General features: G+C 34.9%; 17 protein-coding genes and 1 riboswitch. Of the genes, 7 read left to right on the top strand and 10 right to left on the bottom strand.

What is annotated here, in order from left to right; genetic code table 11:
- Positions 1 to 23: 23 nt before the first annotated feature.
- From MYRA21_RS10405 to nhaA, 6 genes are all read right to left on the bottom strand, one after another.
- Positions 24 to 1,223, bottom strand: a complete 1,200-nt coding sequence (locus tag MYRA21_RS10405) for an ABC transporter permease (protein ID WP_006256985.1) — start codon at positions 1,221 to 1,223, stop codon at positions 24 to 26.
- Positions 1,216 to 2,337 (bottom strand): ABC transporter permease, encoded by a 1,122-nt coding sequence (locus MYRA21_RS10400; protein WP_232297427.1) that lies wholly within the window; start codon positions 2,335 to 2,337, stop codon positions 1,216 to 1,218. Before MYRA21_RS10400 ends, MYRA21_RS10405 begins: the two co-directional genes overlap by 8 nt.
- 56 nt (positions 2,338 to 2,393) lie before the next feature.
- Positions 2,394 to 3,380 carry an HlyD family secretion protein gene (locus MYRA21_RS10395; protein WP_006266487.1) on the bottom strand — a complete coding sequence of 329 codons (987 nt, stop codon included), beginning with the start codon at positions 3,378 to 3,380 and terminating at the stop codon, positions 2,394 to 2,396.
- 15 nt (positions 3,381 to 3,395) lie between these two features.
- Positions 3,396 to 4,784, bottom strand: coding sequence for a TolC family protein (locus MYRA21_RS10390; protein ID WP_235279891.1), 1,389 nt, complete (start codon positions 4,782 to 4,784; stop codon positions 3,396 to 3,398).
- A 380-nt stretch (positions 4,785 to 5,164) separates the two neighbouring features.
- Positions 5,165 to 6,796 carry an ABC-F family ATP-binding cassette domain-containing protein gene (locus MYRA21_RS10385; RefSeq protein WP_006256989.1) on the bottom strand — a complete coding sequence of 544 codons (1,632 nt, stop codon included), beginning with the start codon at positions 6,794 to 6,796 and terminating at the stop codon, positions 5,165 to 5,167.
- A gap of 133 nt (positions 6,797 to 6,929) precedes the next feature.
- Positions 6,930 to 8,285 (bottom strand): Na+/H+ antiporter NhaA, encoded by a 1,356-nt coding sequence (nhaA, locus tag MYRA21_RS10380; protein ID WP_039328956.1) that lies wholly within the window; start codon positions 8,283 to 8,285, stop codon positions 6,930 to 6,932.
- 821 nt (positions 8,286 to 9,106) lie between these two features.
- Here nhaA and lipA point away from each other — a divergent pair.
- Together lipA and gap are read left to right on the top strand one after the other, a co-directional pair.
- Positions 9,107 to 9,979: a lipoyl synthase gene (gene lipA / locus MYRA21_RS10375; RefSeq protein WP_006256991.1), complete on the top strand. Its 873-nt coding sequence runs from the start codon at positions 9,107 to 9,109 to the stop codon at positions 9,977 to 9,979.
- Positions 9,980 to 10,024: 45 nt separating this feature from the next.
- Positions 10,025 to 11,032: a type I glyceraldehyde-3-phosphate dehydrogenase gene (gene gap / locus MYRA21_RS10370; protein ID WP_006266485.1), complete on the top strand. Its 1,008-nt coding sequence runs from the start codon at positions 10,025 to 10,027 to the stop codon at positions 11,030 to 11,032.
- Positions 11,033 to 11,106: 74 nt separating this feature from the next.
- On the opposite strand, the gene yajC is transcribed toward gap, so the two are convergent.
- From yajC to nusB, 3 genes are read right to left on the bottom strand one after another with little or no spacing between them, the layout of a single operon-like run.
- The gene (yajC, locus tag MYRA21_RS10365) at positions 11,107 to 11,382 is read right to left on the bottom strand and encodes a preprotein translocase subunit YajC (protein WP_006256993.1); all 276 of its coding nucleotides are present in this window, start codon (positions 11,380 to 11,382) and stop codon (positions 11,107 to 11,109) included.
- A 20-nt stretch (positions 11,383 to 11,402) separates the two neighbouring features.
- The gene (locus MYRA21_RS10360) at positions 11,403 to 11,852 is read right to left on the bottom strand and encodes a DUF1573 domain-containing protein (RefSeq protein ID WP_006256994.1); all 450 of its coding nucleotides are present in this window, start codon (positions 11,850 to 11,852) and stop codon (positions 11,403 to 11,405) included.
- Between the two features lie 24 nt (positions 11,853 to 11,876).
- Entirely contained in the window at positions 11,877 to 12,818 is a 942-nt protein-coding gene (nusB, locus tag MYRA21_RS10355; protein ID WP_006260725.1) for a transcription antitermination factor NusB, read from the bottom strand.
- 251 nt (positions 12,819 to 13,069) lie between these two features.
- Here nusB and MYRA21_RS10350 point away from each other — a divergent pair, with 251 nt between their 5' ends.
- The 5 genes from MYRA21_RS10350 (at position 13,070) to MYRA21_RS10330 (ending at position 19,529) form a co-directional block, all read left to right on the top strand.
- Positions 13,070 to 14,821 (top strand): ABC transporter ATP-binding protein, encoded by a 1,752-nt coding sequence (locus tag MYRA21_RS10350; protein WP_006256996.1) that lies wholly within the window; start codon positions 13,070 to 13,072, stop codon positions 14,819 to 14,821.
- 76 nt (positions 14,822 to 14,897) lie between these two features.
- Positions 14,898 to 15,257 carry a PUR family DNA/RNA-binding protein gene (locus MYRA21_RS10345; RefSeq protein ID WP_006256997.1) on the top strand — a complete coding sequence of 120 codons (360 nt, stop codon included), beginning with the start codon at positions 14,898 to 14,900 and terminating at the stop codon, positions 15,255 to 15,257.
- A 66-nt stretch (positions 15,258 to 15,323) separates the two neighbouring features.
- Positions 15,324 to 15,391, top strand: a riboswitch (Fluoride riboswitch).
- A gap of 31 nt (positions 15,392 to 15,422) precedes the next feature.
- Positions 15,423 to 16,682 (top strand): chloride channel protein, encoded by a 1,260-nt coding sequence (locus MYRA21_RS10340; RefSeq protein WP_006256998.1) that lies wholly within the window; start codon positions 15,423 to 15,425, stop codon positions 16,680 to 16,682.
- A 293-nt stretch (positions 16,683 to 16,975) separates the two neighbouring features.
- Positions 16,976 to 18,529: an FMN-binding glutamate synthase family protein gene (locus tag MYRA21_RS10335; protein WP_006256999.1), complete on the top strand. Its 1,554-nt coding sequence runs from the start codon at positions 16,976 to 16,978 to the stop codon at positions 18,527 to 18,529.
- A 94-nt stretch (positions 18,530 to 18,623) separates the two neighbouring features.
- Positions 18,624 to 19,529, top strand: coding sequence for a DMT family transporter (locus MYRA21_RS10330; RefSeq protein ID WP_006257000.1), 906 nt, complete (start codon positions 18,624 to 18,626; stop codon positions 19,527 to 19,529).
- 38 nt (positions 19,530 to 19,567) lie between these two features.
- Here the strand turns inward: MYRA21_RS10330 and MYRA21_RS10325 are convergent, their stop codons facing one another.
- Entirely contained in the window at positions 19,568 to 20,506 is a 939-nt protein-coding gene (locus tag MYRA21_RS10325; RefSeq protein WP_006257001.1) for a pyridoxal-phosphate dependent enzyme, read from the bottom strand.
- Between the last annotated feature and the right edge of the window lie 20 nt (positions 20,507 to 20,526).

The raw sequence follows: 20,526 nt of genomic DNA, 5'->3' as shown, positions 1-20,526 counted from the left end.
TTTTAATTTTATTAGCTCTAAAGCTATATTGAATTAGTTGTTTTCGTTTGTCTTAACCTTCTGTTGGTCCAGACCGCAAAGATAAAATAAAAAATACAAATACCCCACATTTTAATAAAGACATCGCTAATTTCTGTCAGTGATGCTCCGAACTGTGTAAGAGATATAAATCCTTTTACTCCTAACGTACTTGGTACCAATACAGAAACACCTTTTATCCAAGCAGGAAAGGCTATTGTAGGCCATGAAGTACCACTAAGCATTAGAGCTGGAATAGAGAATACTGTAACACTCATAATTGCCTCTTCTCTTCTCTTAAAGAAGTTTACTAAAGTCATTCCCATAAAGGTAATAGACAAGATAACAGGAATCAAAAAGATCATAATCTCAAATATATTTCCTCGTTGGGGCAAATTATAAACATGCATGATAATAAGCACCCCTACTAAAAGTAATATCATTGATATAATCAAATAAGTCAAGGCTCTTCCTAAAGTTAAAAAGACATTGCTAAAACGTCTTTTTTCAGCATAAGAAAAGACCTGAGCAAACATCCCATTCTGACGAAGTGTCCCCCCCATAATCCCCATACCTGTTAACTGTAATGTCTGTAATGCAATAATAAACACTACTGGGATAACGAATGTAGCATATCCAACATTAATATTATAAAGAGGTACAGCTGTGACATTAAATGGACGTCTAGTAGCAATAGCCTGATCCATTGGTGTGCTTTTAGCCATTGCCTTGTTCACTTCTACTTGCGCATTGAACGTTCCCATAGAGACCATCACAGCTCCTATAGTTTGCTTATAATAGAGCATATAAGACGCATCTGCATATACTGAGATAGAAGGGACTTCTCCCTTTTGCATATCACGAGTAAAATCTTTTGGTATCATTATAATACCTCTAATTTCACCTTTATCATATACTTCCTTAGCTGCATCAAAATCACTTGTATGATATACTACCTTTAACTGATGTGTAGCATCTATCATTCTACTAACCTGCTGCCCTAACTTAGCCTGATCGTGATCTACAATTGCTACAGGTAAGTCATCAAAGTTCTCATGTGAGTAGACATAAGAATAGAAGAATCCTACTAACATAAAAGATAGCATATAGGACATCACTACAGCCGAATCCGAAAAGATTAGTTTAAACTCTCGTTTACACGCTTCTGTAATTAAAGCGAAGTTAGCTATTAGACCTTTAAACATCGTATCCTCCTTTCTTCAATTTTTTATAGTACAACGGAATACACAACAATCCTACGCATACAAATATAGCTAGCGTTATGATGTAATTCTGTTGTGTATTATTATATTGAAATCCTTTAATAGCATAATCAACTGTAAAACGCATATAAGAGTGGAATGGAAAAATATAATTAAACCCTCTTATGAATGCACTCATCCCTTCTGGAGGAAACGTATATCCAGCAAAAGAAAAGGCTAGAGCTGCATAAGACCCTCCTATAGTCAGTGCTGTTCTAAGGCTAGACATAATAGAAGCCATAAAGAAAGCCATACTCTGACATACCACTACGAAAGAACAAAAGAATAAATTTATAACGAAGAAATTTCCTTTAAAAGGAACTCCGATTCGGTAATAAAGTAAACTATTCATCATGAACCCCATTAAACAGAACAGTAACGTATAAGGTAATATTCTACTTATCACAGCTACGAATACTTTATCATTACTCTGTTCTAATAATTGTTTCCCTTTATTATATCTCAACACAGATCCAAAAACATAGATAGAGATGACCATAATAATAATCTGAAATGACATTGGCATAAAAGCAAGTGTCAGATAATACCCATAACTTGTATAAGGATTATACAGCACATGGCTATTAGTACCTGTAGGCACTACAGTAGCCACAGCCTGTTCTGCCATCAGTCCACTCTGTTGTAAACTCATGATCTTTGCCCCTGCAGCTAGATTACCTGCTACCATCTGGAAATCTCTTTGTATTAATCCTGCTGGTAATAAATACTGCCCATTGTAGTAACACACTACATTAGTATAAACACCTTTCTGAGCATTTTTCTGAAAATTCTTTGGTATGATAATTAGAGCAAAAGAATCTCCTCTTCTAATTGTCTGTTGACCTTCTAGCTCATCACTTACTTCATAAGCAATGTCCATACTAGCTGTAGCATCAATCATACGTCCTAACTGACGAGACAATTTACTTTTATCTAAATCTAGTAACGTAACAGGGAGATCTCGTGAAATCCCCTGACTCAGCAGTGATGAATAAAAATAGAATAGCATCATAGGCACACCTATCATCAAGACAAGCAACCGCGGTGATGTAAACATCCTTTTACATTCACTAATAAATATAGATAAAAAACCTGTTTTAGTCATTACACCCTTTATTTCAAACTACTTTCTAATACTAAAGCACTCATACCTGGTCTAAGACCTTCTACCTTCTTAGTTGGGTAAGCTTTAATTAAGAATGTCTTCATATCAAAATCACCTTTTGTTTTCGTAGCCGTCCATGTAGCATAGTCTCCTTGAGCAGCGATATACTGTACTTCTAGCTCTACCATCTCATCCCCTAAAGCAGGAAACTTAGCCATAAACTTACTTGCCATCTTAAACTTAGGCATTAGATTTTCTTTGATATTGAAATATACCCATACATCTGACAAATCTACTAGATTGACCACAGGATAACCAGAATTCACTATTTCCCCTTTATTAGGCATGATAGTCAATACTTCTCCTTGTTGTGGAGCTTTTACATCACCTTCTCCTTTCAGAGACAACACTTCATTTACAGCACCTTGTGCTTGTCCTACCATAGCTAATGCTGCAGCTTTATCCTCTACACGAGCTCCTTTTTGTACCATTTGATACTTAGCATATGCCGCTTTCTCTACTTCTTGTGAAGCCTTAAACTGTGTATATGCCTCATCTCTTTTTTGAGCTGGTACTACTTTCTCTTTATATAAATTCTCTACACGATTATAAGTCTTCTCTGCTAATTCTGCTCCTGCTTTTGCTTGTTGCCACATATTATAAGTCGCAGAGACTTCTTCACCTCTTGCTCCTTTATTAGCTTTAGCATCCATAGCTTGTGCAGCCTGTTTAGCTGATTCCGCCTGTAGTAGTTTAGCATCTATCTCAGGAGTGCTTATTTTTAATAATAACTCCCCAGCTTTAACTTGTTGTCCCTCCTTTACTAAAATATCTTCTACACGTCCAGGTATCTTAGAAGCCACATTAATCTGTGTAGCATCTACCTGTCCTTGAATATAGGATTCTGATGGTGCACTCATATACCATAGTGATATAATTAAAATTAAAAGCACTATAACGATAGCAACCATTGCACTTACAACTTTATTTTTCATCTTTTAAAGCTTATATTATTTTGTGTATTGTAAAAAATTATGACTTAATCCTGCTACTTCGAAAAGGGATGCCACCCCTATAGCATAATTATAATTGGCTTGTAGTTTCATTAATCTTACTCCTGACAAATTCATCTCAGCATCCACTACCTCTGTTGATGTTGCAAAACCTTCTGAGAATGCTTTAGTTCTAACACGTAGATACTCCACTGCTAATTTCTCTTGTACATTAAGATTCTTAATCTGATCTTCTTGTTTTTGAATATCTTGATACAGCTTAGCTACTAGCATCTTCACATCACTCTTCGCTTTTGTTTCGAATAATTCTACGCTTTCTCTAGTTGCTTTAGCAGCTTTAATCTCATTCTTGTTTTTAAATCCTTCGAATAACGTATAACTAACACCTATCCCTACTACCCACGGCTTACTATCTTTCTCTCCTATTAAGATAGGGTTATTATGTGCTAATATTGTTTGTCCGAATCCAAATACTGTTGGATAATTAGCAGATTGCTTTACTTTTACCCCTTGATCAGCTAGCTCTTTTTGCAATACTAATTTTTGTAGTTCTGGATAATTTTCTACAGCAGAACCTTGAAAGAAGTCAACGTTCTCTAACTGAGGTATCGAAAAGAAATCACTATCTAACGTAGCTGTAACTTCATCTACTTCTAATGTATTTGCTAAGGCTAACCTTGCTAATTTAGCATCTTTTAGCGCTCCATCTAGCTGTCTATTAGCTTCTGATACCGCCACATCAGCACTCATCTTTTCTACAGCTGCTATCATACCGTGTTCCTCTAGCTTAGTCGCATCGTGTAGATGTTTATTCATCCCCTCTAAGACTGTTCTTCTTACAGCCACAGCTTCTTCAGCTAACTTCACTGAATAATAACGTTGTGCTAATTCAGTGATTAACTTATTCTTCGTTTTTTCTAAATCTTTCTCTCCTATTTTACTCTCTATCTCATGTGCCTTTATAGCTGCGTTAATCTTTCCTCCTGTATAAAGAGGCCAAGTAGCCATAAAACCACCGAAAACCATATCTTTTTTATTAAATGACTTAGACCAGTTACCTAAGACATCTGGATTAGGTAAATGAATAAAATCTCCTATTCCATTTTTCAACCCATTTAGATCTACTCCTAACGATTTGCTAAGATATAGTCCTCCTCCGAAAGCACGCACAGAAGGATAGCGTAGCCCCTTAGTAGCTTGCCATTTATAATGGTGTACTTCTTCCTGTTTCTCTACTGCCTTAATAAGACTATTATCTTGATACATCTTATTATACGCATCTGTAAATGACAGACTCTCCTGTGCATACACAGAACTAGACATACCTATAAAGAATAATACTCCTCCTACTACAGAGAAATAATCCCTTAAATCTAATCGCTTCATGAACATACTTTCTATTTATATATTGCAAATATAGAGACTATACTCCTAATATTATATTTTACGTAAAATTACCTATAAATTTAAACTTTTTTAATACAATTAAAAATGATTAAACGCTCTTTTTAGCAATAAGCTGTACACTATATAGCAGTCTTATTTATTGAATAAAACATCTGCATCAGAGACCGTATATAAAATACTGACCTCATCACTGTAGTAATCAACCCATTACTTATATCTAAAACTATGTATCTATGTAGAATACAACTATTTTATCAAAATAATAAAACTCAAAACATATGCCACTCTATCAATATCCACAAACTAAACTTTAGAGTACAAAAAAAAGAGCAATCCTTACTGACTGCTCTTTTACGATTTTATTTTTCGATTTCTCTTAAGTTCTCCATTTTCTTATGTGCTAAGAATCCTTTGATATCTTCGAAGTGTTCTTTCACTCGTTTATTTCCAAACTCAAATACCTTCTCTGCAAGACCATCTAAGAAATCACGGTCGTGAGACACTAAAATCACGGTTCCTTCGAAGTCGCGCAAAGCTTCTTTAATGATATCTTTCGTTTTCATATCTAAGTGGTTCGTTGGCTCATCCAGAATCAATACATTATAAGGTTCTAACAGAAGTTTCACCATCGCTAAACGAGTTTTCTCTCCTCCTGATAACACTTTTACTTTTTTATGAATATCATCACCAGAGAACATAAATGCTCCTAAGATATTTTTTATCTGTGTTCTGATATCTCCTTCTGCTATTCTATCTACTGTTTCGAAAATAGTCAAATCTTCATCTAATAAAGAAGCTTGATTCTGTGCGAAGTAACCAATCTGTACATTATGTCCAATCTCAGCTTCACCTTGAAAATCTATTTCTTTCATGATCGCTTTAATCATAGTAGATTTACCCTCACCATTCTTTCCTACAAACGAAACCTTCTGGCCTCTCTCTATTACAATATTTGCATCTTTAAATACAACGTGATCTCCATAAGACTTTGACATCTCTTTTACTACCACAGGATACTGTCCTGAACGTGCTGCTGGTGGAAACTTCAAACGAAGTGCAGAATTATCAATTTCGTCCACTTCGATGATTTCAAGTTTCTCAAGCATCTTTACACGAGACTGTACTTGTAAAGTCTTAGAATACGTTCCTTTAAAACGTTCAATAAACTCTGTTGTCTCTGCGATCATCTTTTGTTGCTCCTCATACGCTTTTAGCTGATGAGCACGTCTATCTTGACGCAATACTAAGTAATCAGAATACTTCGCTTTATAATCATAGATTTTACCCATCGTTACTTCAATCGTACGATTGGTAATATTATCTACGAATGCACGGTCGTGAGAGATAACCATCACCGCCTTAGCTTGGTTGATTAAGAAGTCTTCTAACCACTCGATACTTTCGATATCCATATGGTTCGTAGGCTCATCTAATAAAATCAAATCTGGTTTTTGTAATAAGATTTTTGCCAACTCGATACGCATTCTCCATCCACCACTAAACTCTGATGTAGGTCTATTAAAGTCTTCTCTAGTAAAACCTAATCCTTTTAATATCTTCTCTACCTCTGCCTCATAGTTCACCTCTTCGATAGAATAGAACTTCTCACTTAACTCAGATACACGCTCGATTAGCTTCATATAAGCATCACTCTCATAGTCAGTACGCACTGTCAGTTGCTCATTGATATCATCTATCTCTTTCTTCATAGAGAAGATACTTGCATACGCCTTAGACGCTTCTTCCATTACAGTACAGTTATCTTCAGTCAATAAATGCTGTGGAAGATAAGCAATAACAGCATCTTTTGGTGCTGAGATATTCCCTGTAGAAGGTTTATTCGCTCCTGCTACTATCTTTAATAAAGTAGATTTTCCTGCCCCATTTTTTCCCATTAAGGCAATCTTGTCGTTTTCATTGATTGAAAAATTGACACCACTAAATAAAGTAGTACCACCAAACTGAACTGAAATATCGTTAACTGTAATCATGTAACTCTGTATATCTGTTTTGAATTAAGTTGCAAATATAGTATTTGTTAAGTACCATCTACTACATTTTAATTAATAAAAAAAGCTCTGTAAAACTAAATTTACAGAGCCATATATCTTTATAGTATCATCACTAGGCTTCTTCTTGAACTCCCGTTTTCTTACCACACATAAATAGTAGTACATATCCTATGATACCACCAAGTCCTGAAGCAATTAGAATACCTAATTTTGCTTGATCTGGGAACTCTGGATGCAGATTGATATCAAATGCTAATTCAGTAACGAATAACGACATCGTGAACCCAATAGCAGCTAAGAATCCTAATCCTAATAAATTAAGATACGTCATCCCCTTAGGCATTGCTACTATTTTAAGTTTAATTAATAACGCTGTTAGTCCTGATACTCCTAACACTTTTCCTACTAATAAACCGAATGCTACTCCTAATGTCACAGCACTTAATCCACCATCTCCGATACTAATCGGAATAGCTGCATTAGCTAACGCAAACACAGGCATCACAAAGAATGCTACGAAATTATGCATGCTGTGCTCTAAACGAATAGATGCTGGTAACGCATCTGTAGCCAAATCTTTAATATCATGGACACATTCCATCTGATCTCCTGTAAGATTAGGAATCTTATCGTCTGGATCTATTTTACTGAAACGGTCTCTTAACTTGTTTAATTTTGCTACGAAGTATGACTCGTGTACTCTCGCTGTACTCGGTATAGCGAATGCCGCTAATACTGCTGCGATAGTAGCGTGTACTCCTGATAATAAGAAGCATAACCACACTCCACCGATACCGATGATCGCGTAGTATATCGTGTTTCTAATTCCCACTAGATTACTGATTACTAATAATCCGAAGAATCCTAATCCCATACCTAGATTAGCTAAAGATAAATCACTTGTATAGAACATTGCGATAACTAATACTGCTCCTAAATCATCTGCAATCGCTAACGCTGTCAAAAACACTTTTAACGAAGTAGGCACTTTATCACCTAATAAATATAATACTCCTAATGCAAAGGCAATATCTGTAGCCATCGGGATTCCCCATCCATGTGCTGCATCAGTACCTCCGTTAAACACAATATATACTAGAGCTGGTACAGCCATACCACCGATAGCAGCGATAATAGGTAACATCGCCTTCTTAGGTGATGATAATTCTCCAGTAGTTAACTCACGTTTTAATTCTAAACCAACCACAAAGAAGAAAATAGCCATCAGACCATCATTCACCCAATGTTTTAAAGAGTGGTTTAAAGTCATATCATTTAATGAAAACCCAATATGGTTATCATCCCAAAAACTCATGTAAGCATCTGCCCATTGTGAATTTGCCATAAAAATAGCAAATACAGCAGCTAAAAATAATACTACCCCACCAGATGTAGATTTGCTCATGAATCTACTCATGGGTTTTGCAATCCACTTGTCTGCAGGTGTCTCTCTAATTTGATCTTCCATTATGTTGTAAAATAAATAATAGCGAATATATATTTTCTCCGCATTTTACACAAATTTATACTGCGTTTTTTAAAAATAACTAAATTTACATCAGCAATAAACTTTTTATTTTAAATAATTCACATTTAACAATAAAATAGAATTGTTCCTTAAACTCCTTGCTCTTAATACAAAAAAACATTACTTTTTTTATCAATCCAAAAAATATCTCCTAACCTTTTCGTAGACTGTTTAAAAAATAAAGAAACTCTACGGCTATCATATTCTAGCCTGTCTTGTTATTTTTCAAAGGAATAACAGCCAAAATTATACAAACACTACTTTTATTTTTTTTGTCTTAAAGTTTGTTATTTTCGCCAATAAAACTACCGTTAGTAAATACTCATCATCACCTTATAGCCCTCACTAGCTAATTTTTCTATTTCGTCTTACTATACTAGCACATTGCTAGGGGTATTCTTGCACATTCCTTCGACAAAATGGCCTTCTAGGCAAGCAAACCCCAAGGATACTCCTAGCAAACCCCTAGAAAGTGCAAGCCAAATGACATCGGGATCAGATGTATCGGATGGGGTTCTTCGCAGACTCAGAAGGACAATAAGAGCGGATGTGTAGGATGGATTCTTCGAAAGCTGAGAAAGACAATGAGAACAAATGTGTACGGTGGGATTCTTCACATACACAGAAGGACATAGCGAACAGAAATACACTAGTGTAAAGTCACAGATTATGAATCAGTGACAACATGATAACTTTTAGCATATATTAATAATGTATAACTCTTAAGATTAAGTATATTTGTACTTTCATAAACTCATACTATGGATACAATCTTAGACTCAAATATAGAACCTAAAGCTAAACCAAAGTGGCTTCGTGTAAAACTTCCCACTGGAAAGAAGTACACTGAACTTAGAGGTTTAGTAGATAAATATAAACTGAACACAATCTGTACTTCAGGTAGTTGTCCTAATATGGGAGAATGCTGGGGAGAAGGAACTGCTACATTTATGATATTAGGAAATATCTGTACGCGTTCTTGTGGATTCTGTGGTGTAAAGACAGGACGTCCTGAGACGGTGGACTGGGATGAACCAGAGAAAGTAGCGCGCTCGATCAAATTAATGTCTATCAAACACGCTGTAATCACTAGTGTGGATAGAGATGACATTAAAGATGGAGGATCTATTATCTGGGCAGAAACTGTACAAGCAGTGAGAAGAATCAGCCCTGGTACTACAATGGAAACCCTGATACCAGACTTCCAAGGAATAGAGAGAAATATAGATAGAATCATAGAAGTAGCTCCAGAGATTGTCTCTCACAATATGGAGACGGTTAGAAGACTGACTCGTGAGGTACGTATTCAGGCTAAATATGATCGAAGCCTAGAAGTACTGAGATACTTAAAAGAAAAAGGAGTGAATAGAACTAAATCTGGTATCATGCTAGGACTAGGAGAAACGGAAGAAGAAGTAATCCAAACTATGCATGATCTAAGAGCTGTTAACCTTGACGTATTAACTATCGGACAGTATCTACAGCCTAGTAAAAAGCACTTACCTGTGAAGGAGTTTATCACTCCTGAGCAATTCGAGAAATACGAAAAGATAGGGCTAGAATTAGGATTCAGACACGTAGAAAGTGGTGCCTTAGTTCGCTCATCTTACCGAGCGCAAAAACACCTTTTATAATATAAATAAGGTCGCGTTCTTCGCGACCTTCTTCTTTTTACACTTATGAGTAAAATAAAAATAGCAATAAATGGTTTTGGTCGTATAGGCCGCAACCTTTTTAAACTCCTTTTAGATCATCCTACCATAGAGGTAGTCGCTATAAATGATCTGGCTGATACGCAGACTATGTCACATCTACTAAAATATGACAGTATACATGGTATACTGAATAAAGAGGTAAGTTATGACAAGGACCATATCATCGTAGCTGGTAAGAAAATAGCATTCTTTAGAGAAAGTGAGATATCTGGTCTAGACTGGAAAACGTTAGATATAGACTATGTCATAGAAGCTACTGGACGTAGAAAAACCTATCCCCTATTAGAGCAACATATCCAGCAAGGAGCTAAACGTGTCATCTTATCTGTACCACCAGAAGACAATGTTATCAAGACTATCGTACTCGGTGTAAATCACAATATCTTGACAGGAGAGGAACTTATCATATCTAATGCGAGCTGTACGACTAACAATGCTGCTCCTATGGTCAAAGTAATTAAAGAACTATGTGGTATAGAACATGCTTATATCACTACAGTACACTCTTATACTACTGACCAGAGTCTACACGATCAACCTCATAAAGATCTGAGAAGAGCTAGAGGGGCTGCTCAGTCTATAGTCCCTACTACTACAGGAGCAGCGAAGGCACTGACTAAAATATTTCCTGAATACGAAGGCAATATTGGTGGGGGTGGTATACGCGTACCTGTACCGGATGGATCATTGACAGACATAACCTGTATCGTCAAAAGAAAAGTAGAAATAGAGGAAATCAATGCTGCATTCAAAAAAGCAGCAGAAGGAGAGTTAAAAGGAATCTTAGCCTATACTACAGATCCTATAGTCTCTGTAGATATCTTAGGGAATACAAACTCGTGTCTATTCGACTCTCAACTCACTTCTGTCTTAGACAAAATGGTAAAAGTAGTAGGATGGTATGACAACGAAATCGGTTATTCTTCTAGGTTGATAGACTTGATTACTTATTTCGAAAAGATTAAGAAGTAATTTTCATCTAAAAAAAGACATAAAAAAAGCGTTATCAATATATTGATAACGCTTTTTTTATAGTGCAATGAGAATTACTTCTTCTCATTTAATTTTTGACTCATTTCCATAGAGATCGCAGAGCGCTCCATTTGTAGCTTACCAGCCATCGTCTCGATAATTACTGTAGTTTCGTGTAACTCATTGATTCTACCGTGAATTCCAGACTTAGTAACAATACGATCACCTACTTTAATACTAGCTTCATAAGCTTTCTCTTGTTTCATTTTCTTTTGTTGTGGGCGAATCATTAAGAAATAGATTACCACAAACATTAAAACTATAGGTAAAAATTGTTGTAAATTTTCCATTTGGTATTATTTATAGATTATTAATTACTACGAAGACCTACGTTAGCTTTAATCGTAAGTGTCTCATTTCCTTTTTTTGTATTCGTAACCAAAGTTACTGTTTTTTGTTGTTGTCCTTCTGCCCCTGTTTGAAACTTAACAGTTAATTTTGAAGTTTCTCCTGGCTTAATAGGTGTTTTTTGATATTCTGGAACTGTACATCCACAAGATGCTGTAGCATTAATAATAACTAAATCAGCCTTACCTGTATTCTTTAATTCGATCTCAGTAGTTACAGATTCATTATTTGCAATATTACCGAAATCATGTACTGTTCTGTCAAAAACAATCTCAGGATACTCTCCATTAGTTCTAGTACCTTCTACTTTAGCTGCATTCTCTCTGTCAATCAAGCTAGAAGCAGCATTGTTCTCTTTACAAGAAACTACTGTAAAAGCTAACCCTAATGTTAATAATAAAATTTTTCTCATAGTTCTTTACTTAGTTTAGAAAGGTTATAGCAATCCTTTACCGATTTTATTAAGTCTATTCTCCTCGTTATAAACTTTAGAAATATTATCTAATACTCCATTGATAAAAATACTACTTTTTGCTGTAGAATACTCTTTTGCAATCTCTAAATATTCATTAATTGTCACTTTTACTGGAATAGAGCTGAATTTTAAGAATTCACAGATAGCCATTCTCAAGATAATCGTGTCTAATTCTGCAATACGCTCAGGGTCCCAATTAGGTGTTTTATCTTCAAACTCTTTTGTTAACTCTGCAAAGTTCAAAATCGTCTTTCTATAAAGATTAATAGCAAACTCTTGGTCTTCAGAATCTTTATAAACCTTAGGTACGATGAACTGTACATCTCTTTCTTTTAACTTGCGAAGTTGTTTTTGGATCATGGTATTCACCACAGGAATATCGTCTAACCAAGTTAACTTACTATCTTCTAAGAACTCATAGATTTTCTCATTAGGAGCGATAACTTCTGTAAAGATGTCACATACGAACTGACGATCGTCTTCAAAAGTTACTTCACTCTTAGCCATATAAGCTTTAAAGAAAGTACTCTCTTTCACTTCGTCCAATAACATTTGGATATAGTTATCGTGTACTTGCCATGTAGTTATCTTCTTCTCCTCTATCTTATTCGATATAGAAGTAGAGCTTTCTAATAGGTCTAGAACTCTGTTCTCGATAAAACGCTTGCTTGGGTTTCGTTCTGCGGCAGTAGCTAAATGTTTTTTTTGTGCTAAGGAGATATACTCGACTTCTTTTTTTCTAATCTCTACTAAGGTTGTAATCATTAATAAGTATAGATCTTGTATATTCTCTATACTATTGATTAGAAACTTTTCTCCTGACTGAATTTGTTCAGAATTACTTTGTTGCATTGCATAAAGCGTTTGCATAACCTTTATACGAATGTGTCTTCTGTTTAACATGCTACTTAAGAACTTTAAAAAAAATAAATTATATGTTGTTTGTATAACGAGGGCAAAGGTATAAAAATATACTTTTAATCAAATCAGAAATTTAATAGAACTATATAATTTAACTTGAATTTTAATAATTTATTTAAAACTCTAAAATTTAGGATCTCTAATAATCCTTTATCTTTGCAAAGCTAGACAAGCTTTTTTTGCCTAGTTTTATCAATTATTAAAAATGCTTCTATATAGCATTTATCCCAAGTATGAGCGCATTAAGTCAATTAAATAAGTATTTCTATAAATATAAATATCGTTTCTTAATAGGTGTTATTATTACTATAGTAGCACAGATATTTACATTATACACCCCTAAACTAGTCGGGGACTCTATCCGTACATTAGAACAGATGACTGTCTTCGACAAAGAGGAAGTGACCTCTATCCTACTAAATAATATTCTGTGGATACTAATCACTACATTAATAGCAGGATTCCTAACCTTCTTAATGAGACAAACACTGATCGTGATGTCACGTCATATCGAGTTTGACTTAAAGAATGATGTCTTTAAACATTATGAGGTGCTATCTCAGAGTTTCTATAAAAGAAATAGAACTGGAGACTTAATGAACCGCATCAGTGAAGATGTCGGTAAGGTAAGGCAGTATGTGGGACCTGCTGTAATGTACTCTATCAATACATTAATCCGTTTTGCTGTAGTACTGACACAGATGTACTTAATCTCTCCACAGTTAACCCTGTATTCGTTAGTACCACTTCCATTGCTAGGATATTTTATCTACAAATTAAGTAAACAGATCAATGAGAGAAGTTCTATCTTCCAAGCTAATCTATCTAAACTAACTACTTTCTCACAAGAGATGTTCTCTGGAATAAGAGTAATCAAAGCTTATTCTATAGAACAAGAAAAGCAAGACGAGTTTAGAACACTAACACAAGAGAGTAAAGACAAGTACTTAAACTTAGCGAAGTCTAGTGCTTTAATAGCTCCTCTGATGATCTTCTTAATCGGGTTAAGTAACTTAGTAGTGATCGCTGTCGGAGCCTTAATGTTCTTCAATGGTAGTATACCAGACATCGGTATTATCGCTCAGTTTATCCTGTACATTAATATGCTGACATGGCCTATTGCTTCTATTGGCTGGGTATCTTCAATGATCCAAGAAGCAGAAGCTTCTCAGAAGCGTATCAATGAATTCTTAAACGAACAACCTGAGATATACAATACGAATCCTAACCCAACTAACGTAGAAGGGAATATCACCTTTGACAAAGTGTCATACACTTATGAAGATACAGGTATACAGGCTCTAAAAGACGTCTCTTTTACTTTAGAAAAAGGAAAGACACTTGCTATATTAGGTAAAACGGGGTCTGGTAAGTCTACTCTACTTACGCTAATCAGTAGAATGTACGATGTCACTAGCGGAAATATCTATATAGATAACACACCTATCAAAGACTGTAATCTAAAGGATCTGAGAAACAGTATCGCTGTAGTACCTCAAGATGCTTTCTTATTCTCTGATACCATCAGTAACAATATTAGATTTGGTAAAGAAGATGCTACTGAAGAAGAAATCATCGAAGTAGCTAAAAAGGCTGTTGTACACGATAATATCACTCAATTCAATGAGGGATATAACACTACGCTAGGAGAAAGAGGGCTTACGCTATCCGGAGGTCAGAAACAACGTGTTTCTATCGCTAGAGCACTGATAAAGGATGCTCCTATTCTAATTTTAGACGATGCATTATCTGCTGTAGATACAGAAACTGAAGAGAAAATATTGCAAAATCTAGAAGAACACAGCAAAGAAATCACGACACTAATTGTCACACACAGAGTTTCTTCTGCTAAGAATGCAGACCAAATAATCGTACTAGACCACGGTCAAATCGTAGAACAGGGTACACACAACGAACTTATTCATACTGAAGGATACTATAGAGAGTTATACCAAAAACAATTAAATGAAAAAGAATTATTATAAATAGTTGGTTTATTAAGTTTTTTTTTAGACTTTTGAATGCTATATGAACAAATCAATTAATTGATAAGAAGGAATTATGAGAGATAACGAAATGTTAGAAAAAGAAGAAATTTTTTCAAAAGTACTAAGAGCGGGTAGAAGAACTTATTTCTTTGATGTTAGATCTACAAAGGCAGATGACTATTACATAACAATTACTGAGAGTAAAAAGTTCACGGAAGAAGATGGATCTTTTCACTTTAAAAAACACAAAATCTATTTATACAAAGAGGATTTCGGTGCTTTTAGAGAGATATTAGATGAGATGACTCAATTCGTAGTAGATCACAAGGGAGAAGAAGTTATTTCTGAGAGACATCAAAAAGATTTCAAAAAAGAATATCAGTCAGAGAATGAGGTAAGTTCATTTACTGATGTTAGTTTTGACGATATTTAATAGAAACACACAAAATAAAATAGGTCCGAGTTATTCAACTCGGACTTTTTTTATATCTTTGACTTATAAATCATAGGCAATGATGTCTGCCTCGAACCGCTTCTCTATAGAATGCTGATGACGTCTAACATAATAGTATACTAACGTAAAACTGAATGATAGACTATGCATTTAAATTTCTCAAGCTTTAAACAAGCTTTTAATCCAAAAAATATTTCTTTTTCTCTACTGATAAGATGGTTCATTGCTATTCTCCTTTCTGGGACAATAATAGGTAGCATATCTGCCCTATTCCTTTATATCTTAGAAGAAGTAACAGAGTTAAGAATCTCTCATACTTACTTATTATATGTTTTACCTCTTGGTGGTTTTTTAATAGGATTATTATATCACTACTATGGCAAAGAAGCTAATCAAGGGAATAACCTAATCATATCAGAATACCACACTCCTTCTAAGACAATACCATTTAGAATGTTCCCTTTAGTTCTATTAGGAACTTGGGTTACTCATCTATTTGGAGGATCTGCTGGTCGTGAAGGTACTGCTGTACAAATGGGAGGTACTATAGCAGATCAACTTAATAAATACTTACATCTAGGTGCTGAAGCTAGAAAGACTATTCTTCTGATGGGAGTTAGTGCTGGATTTGCCTCTGTGTTTGGAACTCCAATAGCAGGTATTTTCTTTGCATTCGAATTAATGCTCCTAAGAAATTTTAAACTTAATAGTCTATTACCTGTTATTCTGACAGCTTATATAAGTCATTACACTTGTATCGCTTGGGGAATACATCATACCATATACACTGTAGATATACCTATCTCACATACTATAACTACGTTACTGAAATGTGGAGTAATAGGAGTAGTATTTGGTCTAACAGCTTATCTATTCATCCTGTTTTTACAAAAATGGGGAAAGCTATTTACCACAACTATCACCTACCCTCCCCTAAGACCTTTTATAGGAGCGCTACTCTTTATACTCTTAATCCATACGATAGGTAATGAAAGCTACTTAGGACTAGGTGTTCCAACTATCGTAGACTCCTTCACTATACAAATGAACTGGGAAGTATTTATACTAAAAATAGTCTTCACCACATTAATCTTAGGGGCAGGCTTTAAAGGAGGTGAAGTTACACCTCTATTCTTTATAGGGGCGACACTAGGTAGTTACCTCTCTCTTTATGTAGGATTACCAATAAGCCTAATGGCTGCATTAGGTTTTGTAGCTGTTTTCGCTGGAGCTACTAAAACGCCGCTTGCTTGTACATTTATGGGCATAGAACTTTTTGGCATAGAATATGCTATATTACTAGCGGTAGTATGCTTTGTAGCCTATTTTACATCAGGGAAACAAAGTATATATAGTGAACAGTTCAAAAACAAGAACAAGATAATAGATCTAAAATTGAAATAAGCGTATATAATCAAAGGATAAATAGCATATTTTCAAAGTACTACTAGTAATTTAGTATTAAATTATCAATATGATATTTTCAAGGCTTTATATTCACAAAATTATAATTACAAAAACGAGGTAAATTCAAAATCTTTGCTACCTTTGCTTCGTAAATTTCATAAGGTATTGATTGATTTGAGACTAAGAAATTAGGGCAATCTTCATAAAATAACTTATGAAAAAGAATAACAAAATAAACGCTAATTCTATTACAAACTAAACAACAAAAGATTGCATTAAAATTCTATTTTATGTTTCACAAAAAATTTTTAAATCGGTTTACATTTGGACAATTAACGATGGCTGTCGTTTTCCTTTACCTTATTTACGCAATTACTTCATTTGTATTATACCAATCAACTGCTAGTATAGTAAATATCGTTATTTCAGGTTTTCTTGCAACACTTGCTATAATCGACAAAATACAAAACAAACATACAATTCGTAAAAACTACCCAATTTTTGCACGATTCAGATATATGTTTGAATCAATCAGACCAGAGATGCGTCAGTACTTTTGGGAAGGAGAATTAGACGGTAAACCATTCAATAGACGTGAGCGTTCTATTGTTTATCAAAGAGCAAAAAACGAGAAACAAACTGTTTCTTTCGGTATGCAAGATGACCCTAACCGTATCGGTTACGAATGGGCTTCTCACTCAGTATACCCTAAACATATATCAGATACAAACTTTAGAACTACTATCGGTAGCGACTTATGTAGCCAACCTTATAGTGCAAGTGTTTACAACATTAGTGCGATGAGTTATGGTGCATTAAGTAAAAAAGCTATTACTGCTCTTAATGAAGGAGCTAAGATAGGTGGTTTTGCACACAATACAGGAGAAGGAGGTATTAGTCAATACCACCGTTCTGGAGGAGATTTAATTTGGCAAATCGGTACTGGATACTTTGGATGTCGTAATGAAAAAGGTTTCTTTGACGATACTTTATTCGAAGAGCGTTCTAACTACCCAGAGGTAAAAATGATTGAGTTAAAACTATCTCAAGGAGCTAAACCTGGTCACGGAGGTCTTTTACCTGCTGAGAAAAATACACTAGAGATTTCTAAAATCCGTAGTATTACTCCTCACACTACAGTACACTCTCCATCAGGACACACAGCTTTCTCTAACCCTACTGAATTAGTTCACTTCATCGCTAGATTAAGAAAACTATCAAATGGTAAACCAATTGGTTTTAAAATCTGTATTGGTAAGAAAGATGAGTTCTTAGATATCGTAGCTGCAATGGTAGAAACTGGTATTCACCCTGACTTTATCACTATCGATGGGGCTGAAGGAGGAACAGGAGCTGCGCCATTAGAGTTTATTGACTACATGGGTATGGCATTAAATGATGCTTTAGTATTCGCTAATAAAACATTAATCGAAAACGGATTAAGAGATAAAATAAAAATACTAGCATCAGGACGTATCATTTCTGCTTTTGACATTGCTAAAACAATGGCTTTAGGTGCAGATGCTTGTTATAGTGCTCGTGGTATGATGTTCGCTTTAGGATGTATCCAAGCTTTACAATGTGATAGTGGTCACTGTCCAGTAGGTATTGCAACTCAAGATGAGACATTATACAAAGGATTAGATGTAACAGATAAGAGAATGCGTGTTGCTAACTTCCATAAAAACACAATGAAAGCTTTAGGAGAGTTCATCAGTGCTTGTGGATATGAGAATACTCAAGAAGTTAATCCTAAAACATTCTACAAACGTATCGATCACGGAGTGATTAAAAGTTTCCAAGAAATGTACTTCGGTAACTTAGATACTAGAAAAGTAAAATAATAAGCTGACTAAGCTTCGTTTATATAAAAGACCACAAAGTTATTGTGGTCTTTTTTTATATTAGCCCTATCAAAACAACATAATAATAAACGCCTTGAAACTTAAACCAAAACACTGGGTAACACTCATTATCCTTTCCTTAATATGGGGATCGTCTTTCATCCTTATCAAACGAGGTTTAGAATATTTTACTCCTATACAAGTAGGTGCACTTAGAATTACTTTTGCAGGTTTATTCTTATTGCCTATTTCTCTAAAGCATATTAAAAAGTTACCTAAGAAAACATTTCACTGGTTATTTCTTACTGCTCTAGTAGGAAGCTTTATTCCTATGTTTTTATTCCCAATAGCAGAAGTACACCTAGATAGTTCTATAGCCGGAATATTAAATGCCTTAATGTCGATATTCGTAATTGTATTAGGTGTTTTATTCTTTAAGTACAAAACTCACCTTGGAGAAGTCACAGGAGTTATCCTCTCTTTTATTGGAGTCATTTTATTATTACAGTCTCCTGAATCTACAGGTCTTGTATCGGATGAGTGGTTCTATCATTTATTATTAGTAATCGCTTCCTTAATGTATGCTTATAGTGGATTATTAACTCAGAAATACATGGGTAATATTCCTCCTATTGTCTGGACAGCATTTATAGAACTAGTCTTACTTATACCTGCCTTAATTGTATTAACATCATCAGGCTTCTTTCAAACTATCGGTGAACATCCTGAAGCATTGAAAGGACTTGGTTTTGTCTTCTTATTGGCTTTATTTGGTAGTGCATTAGCTAATATCTATTACTATAAACTTATCCATGAGACCAATGCTAGTTTTGCCTCGTCTGTATCTCTACTAATGCCTTTAGTAGCTTTCTGTTGGGGATTATTAGATGATGAAGTATTAGGGTTCTTACAGATATTAGGAGGTATACTAATCGTAGCTGGACTTTACTTCGGTAGAAAAGAAATAAAACTGCCTGTACTAAAAAAGAAACCGATATAAAAAAGGGTGTCATTAGTTTGACACCCTTTTGTAATAATCTATTCAAAAGGTAAATTATTCAAATCAACATTACCTCCAGAAAGAATAATCCCTACTTTCTTTCCTGCAAAAGAAGGTCTTTCTTTTATCAATACTGCTAAAGCAACAGCACTACTTGGTTCTACAACAATCTTCATACGTTCCCATATCAATCGCATCGAACTAATAATTTCATTTTCTCGTACACGTATAATTTTAGATACATGGTCTTTGATAATAGGAAAAGTAATATCCCCTAATTGGGTACGCAAACCATCAGCTATAGTATCTGTAGTCTCATTACACTCAATCTGCCCACTCATTAAAGAACGATAGGCATCATCTGCTTCTAAAGGTTCACCTCCTATTACTTCAATAGTATCCTTACCAAAAGCTTTTGCTGCTAATGCAGTGCCTGCAATTAAGCCTCCTCCACCTACTGGAGTGATAATAACATCTAGGTCAGGGTACGCTTCTAACAATTCCATAGCGGCAGTACCTTGCCCCATAATAACATCTATATTATTAGATGCATGTATAAATGTTGCTCCTGTGTCCTCTATCACTTGATTGCAAATACGTTCTCTAGACTCTAATGTAGCAATGCAGTCTATAATCTCTCCTCCATAAGCCATTACTGCATTACGCTTAACATCAGGAGCATCTTTTGGCATTACGATATAACATTTCACTCCAAGATATTTAGCAGCAAGAGCTAAAGCCTGCGCAAAATTACCAGAAGAGTGAGTGATCACTCCCTTTGCTCTCTGATCTTCTGTCAACTGAAGAATAGCATTGGCTGCACCTCTCATCTTAAATGCACCTGCACGTTGAAAATTTTCACACTTAAAGTACAAATCGTTACCTAAAAAGTTTTCTATTTGACCAGACTCCATAATTGGAGTATAACGTGCATATGGTCGAATACGTTCTAAACAAGCTAAGAAATCCTCTTTCATAAAATGTAATCATTTAAACA

Source organism: Myroides sp. A21 (genome assembly GCF_000807225.1).
GTDB classification, from domain to species: Bacteria; Bacteroidota; Bacteroidia; order Flavobacteriales; family Flavobacteriaceae; genus Flavobacterium; species Flavobacterium odoratimimum.
Note: the sequence above shows the minus strand (reverse complement) of the source record. Positions and strands in the feature narration are given on the sequence as shown.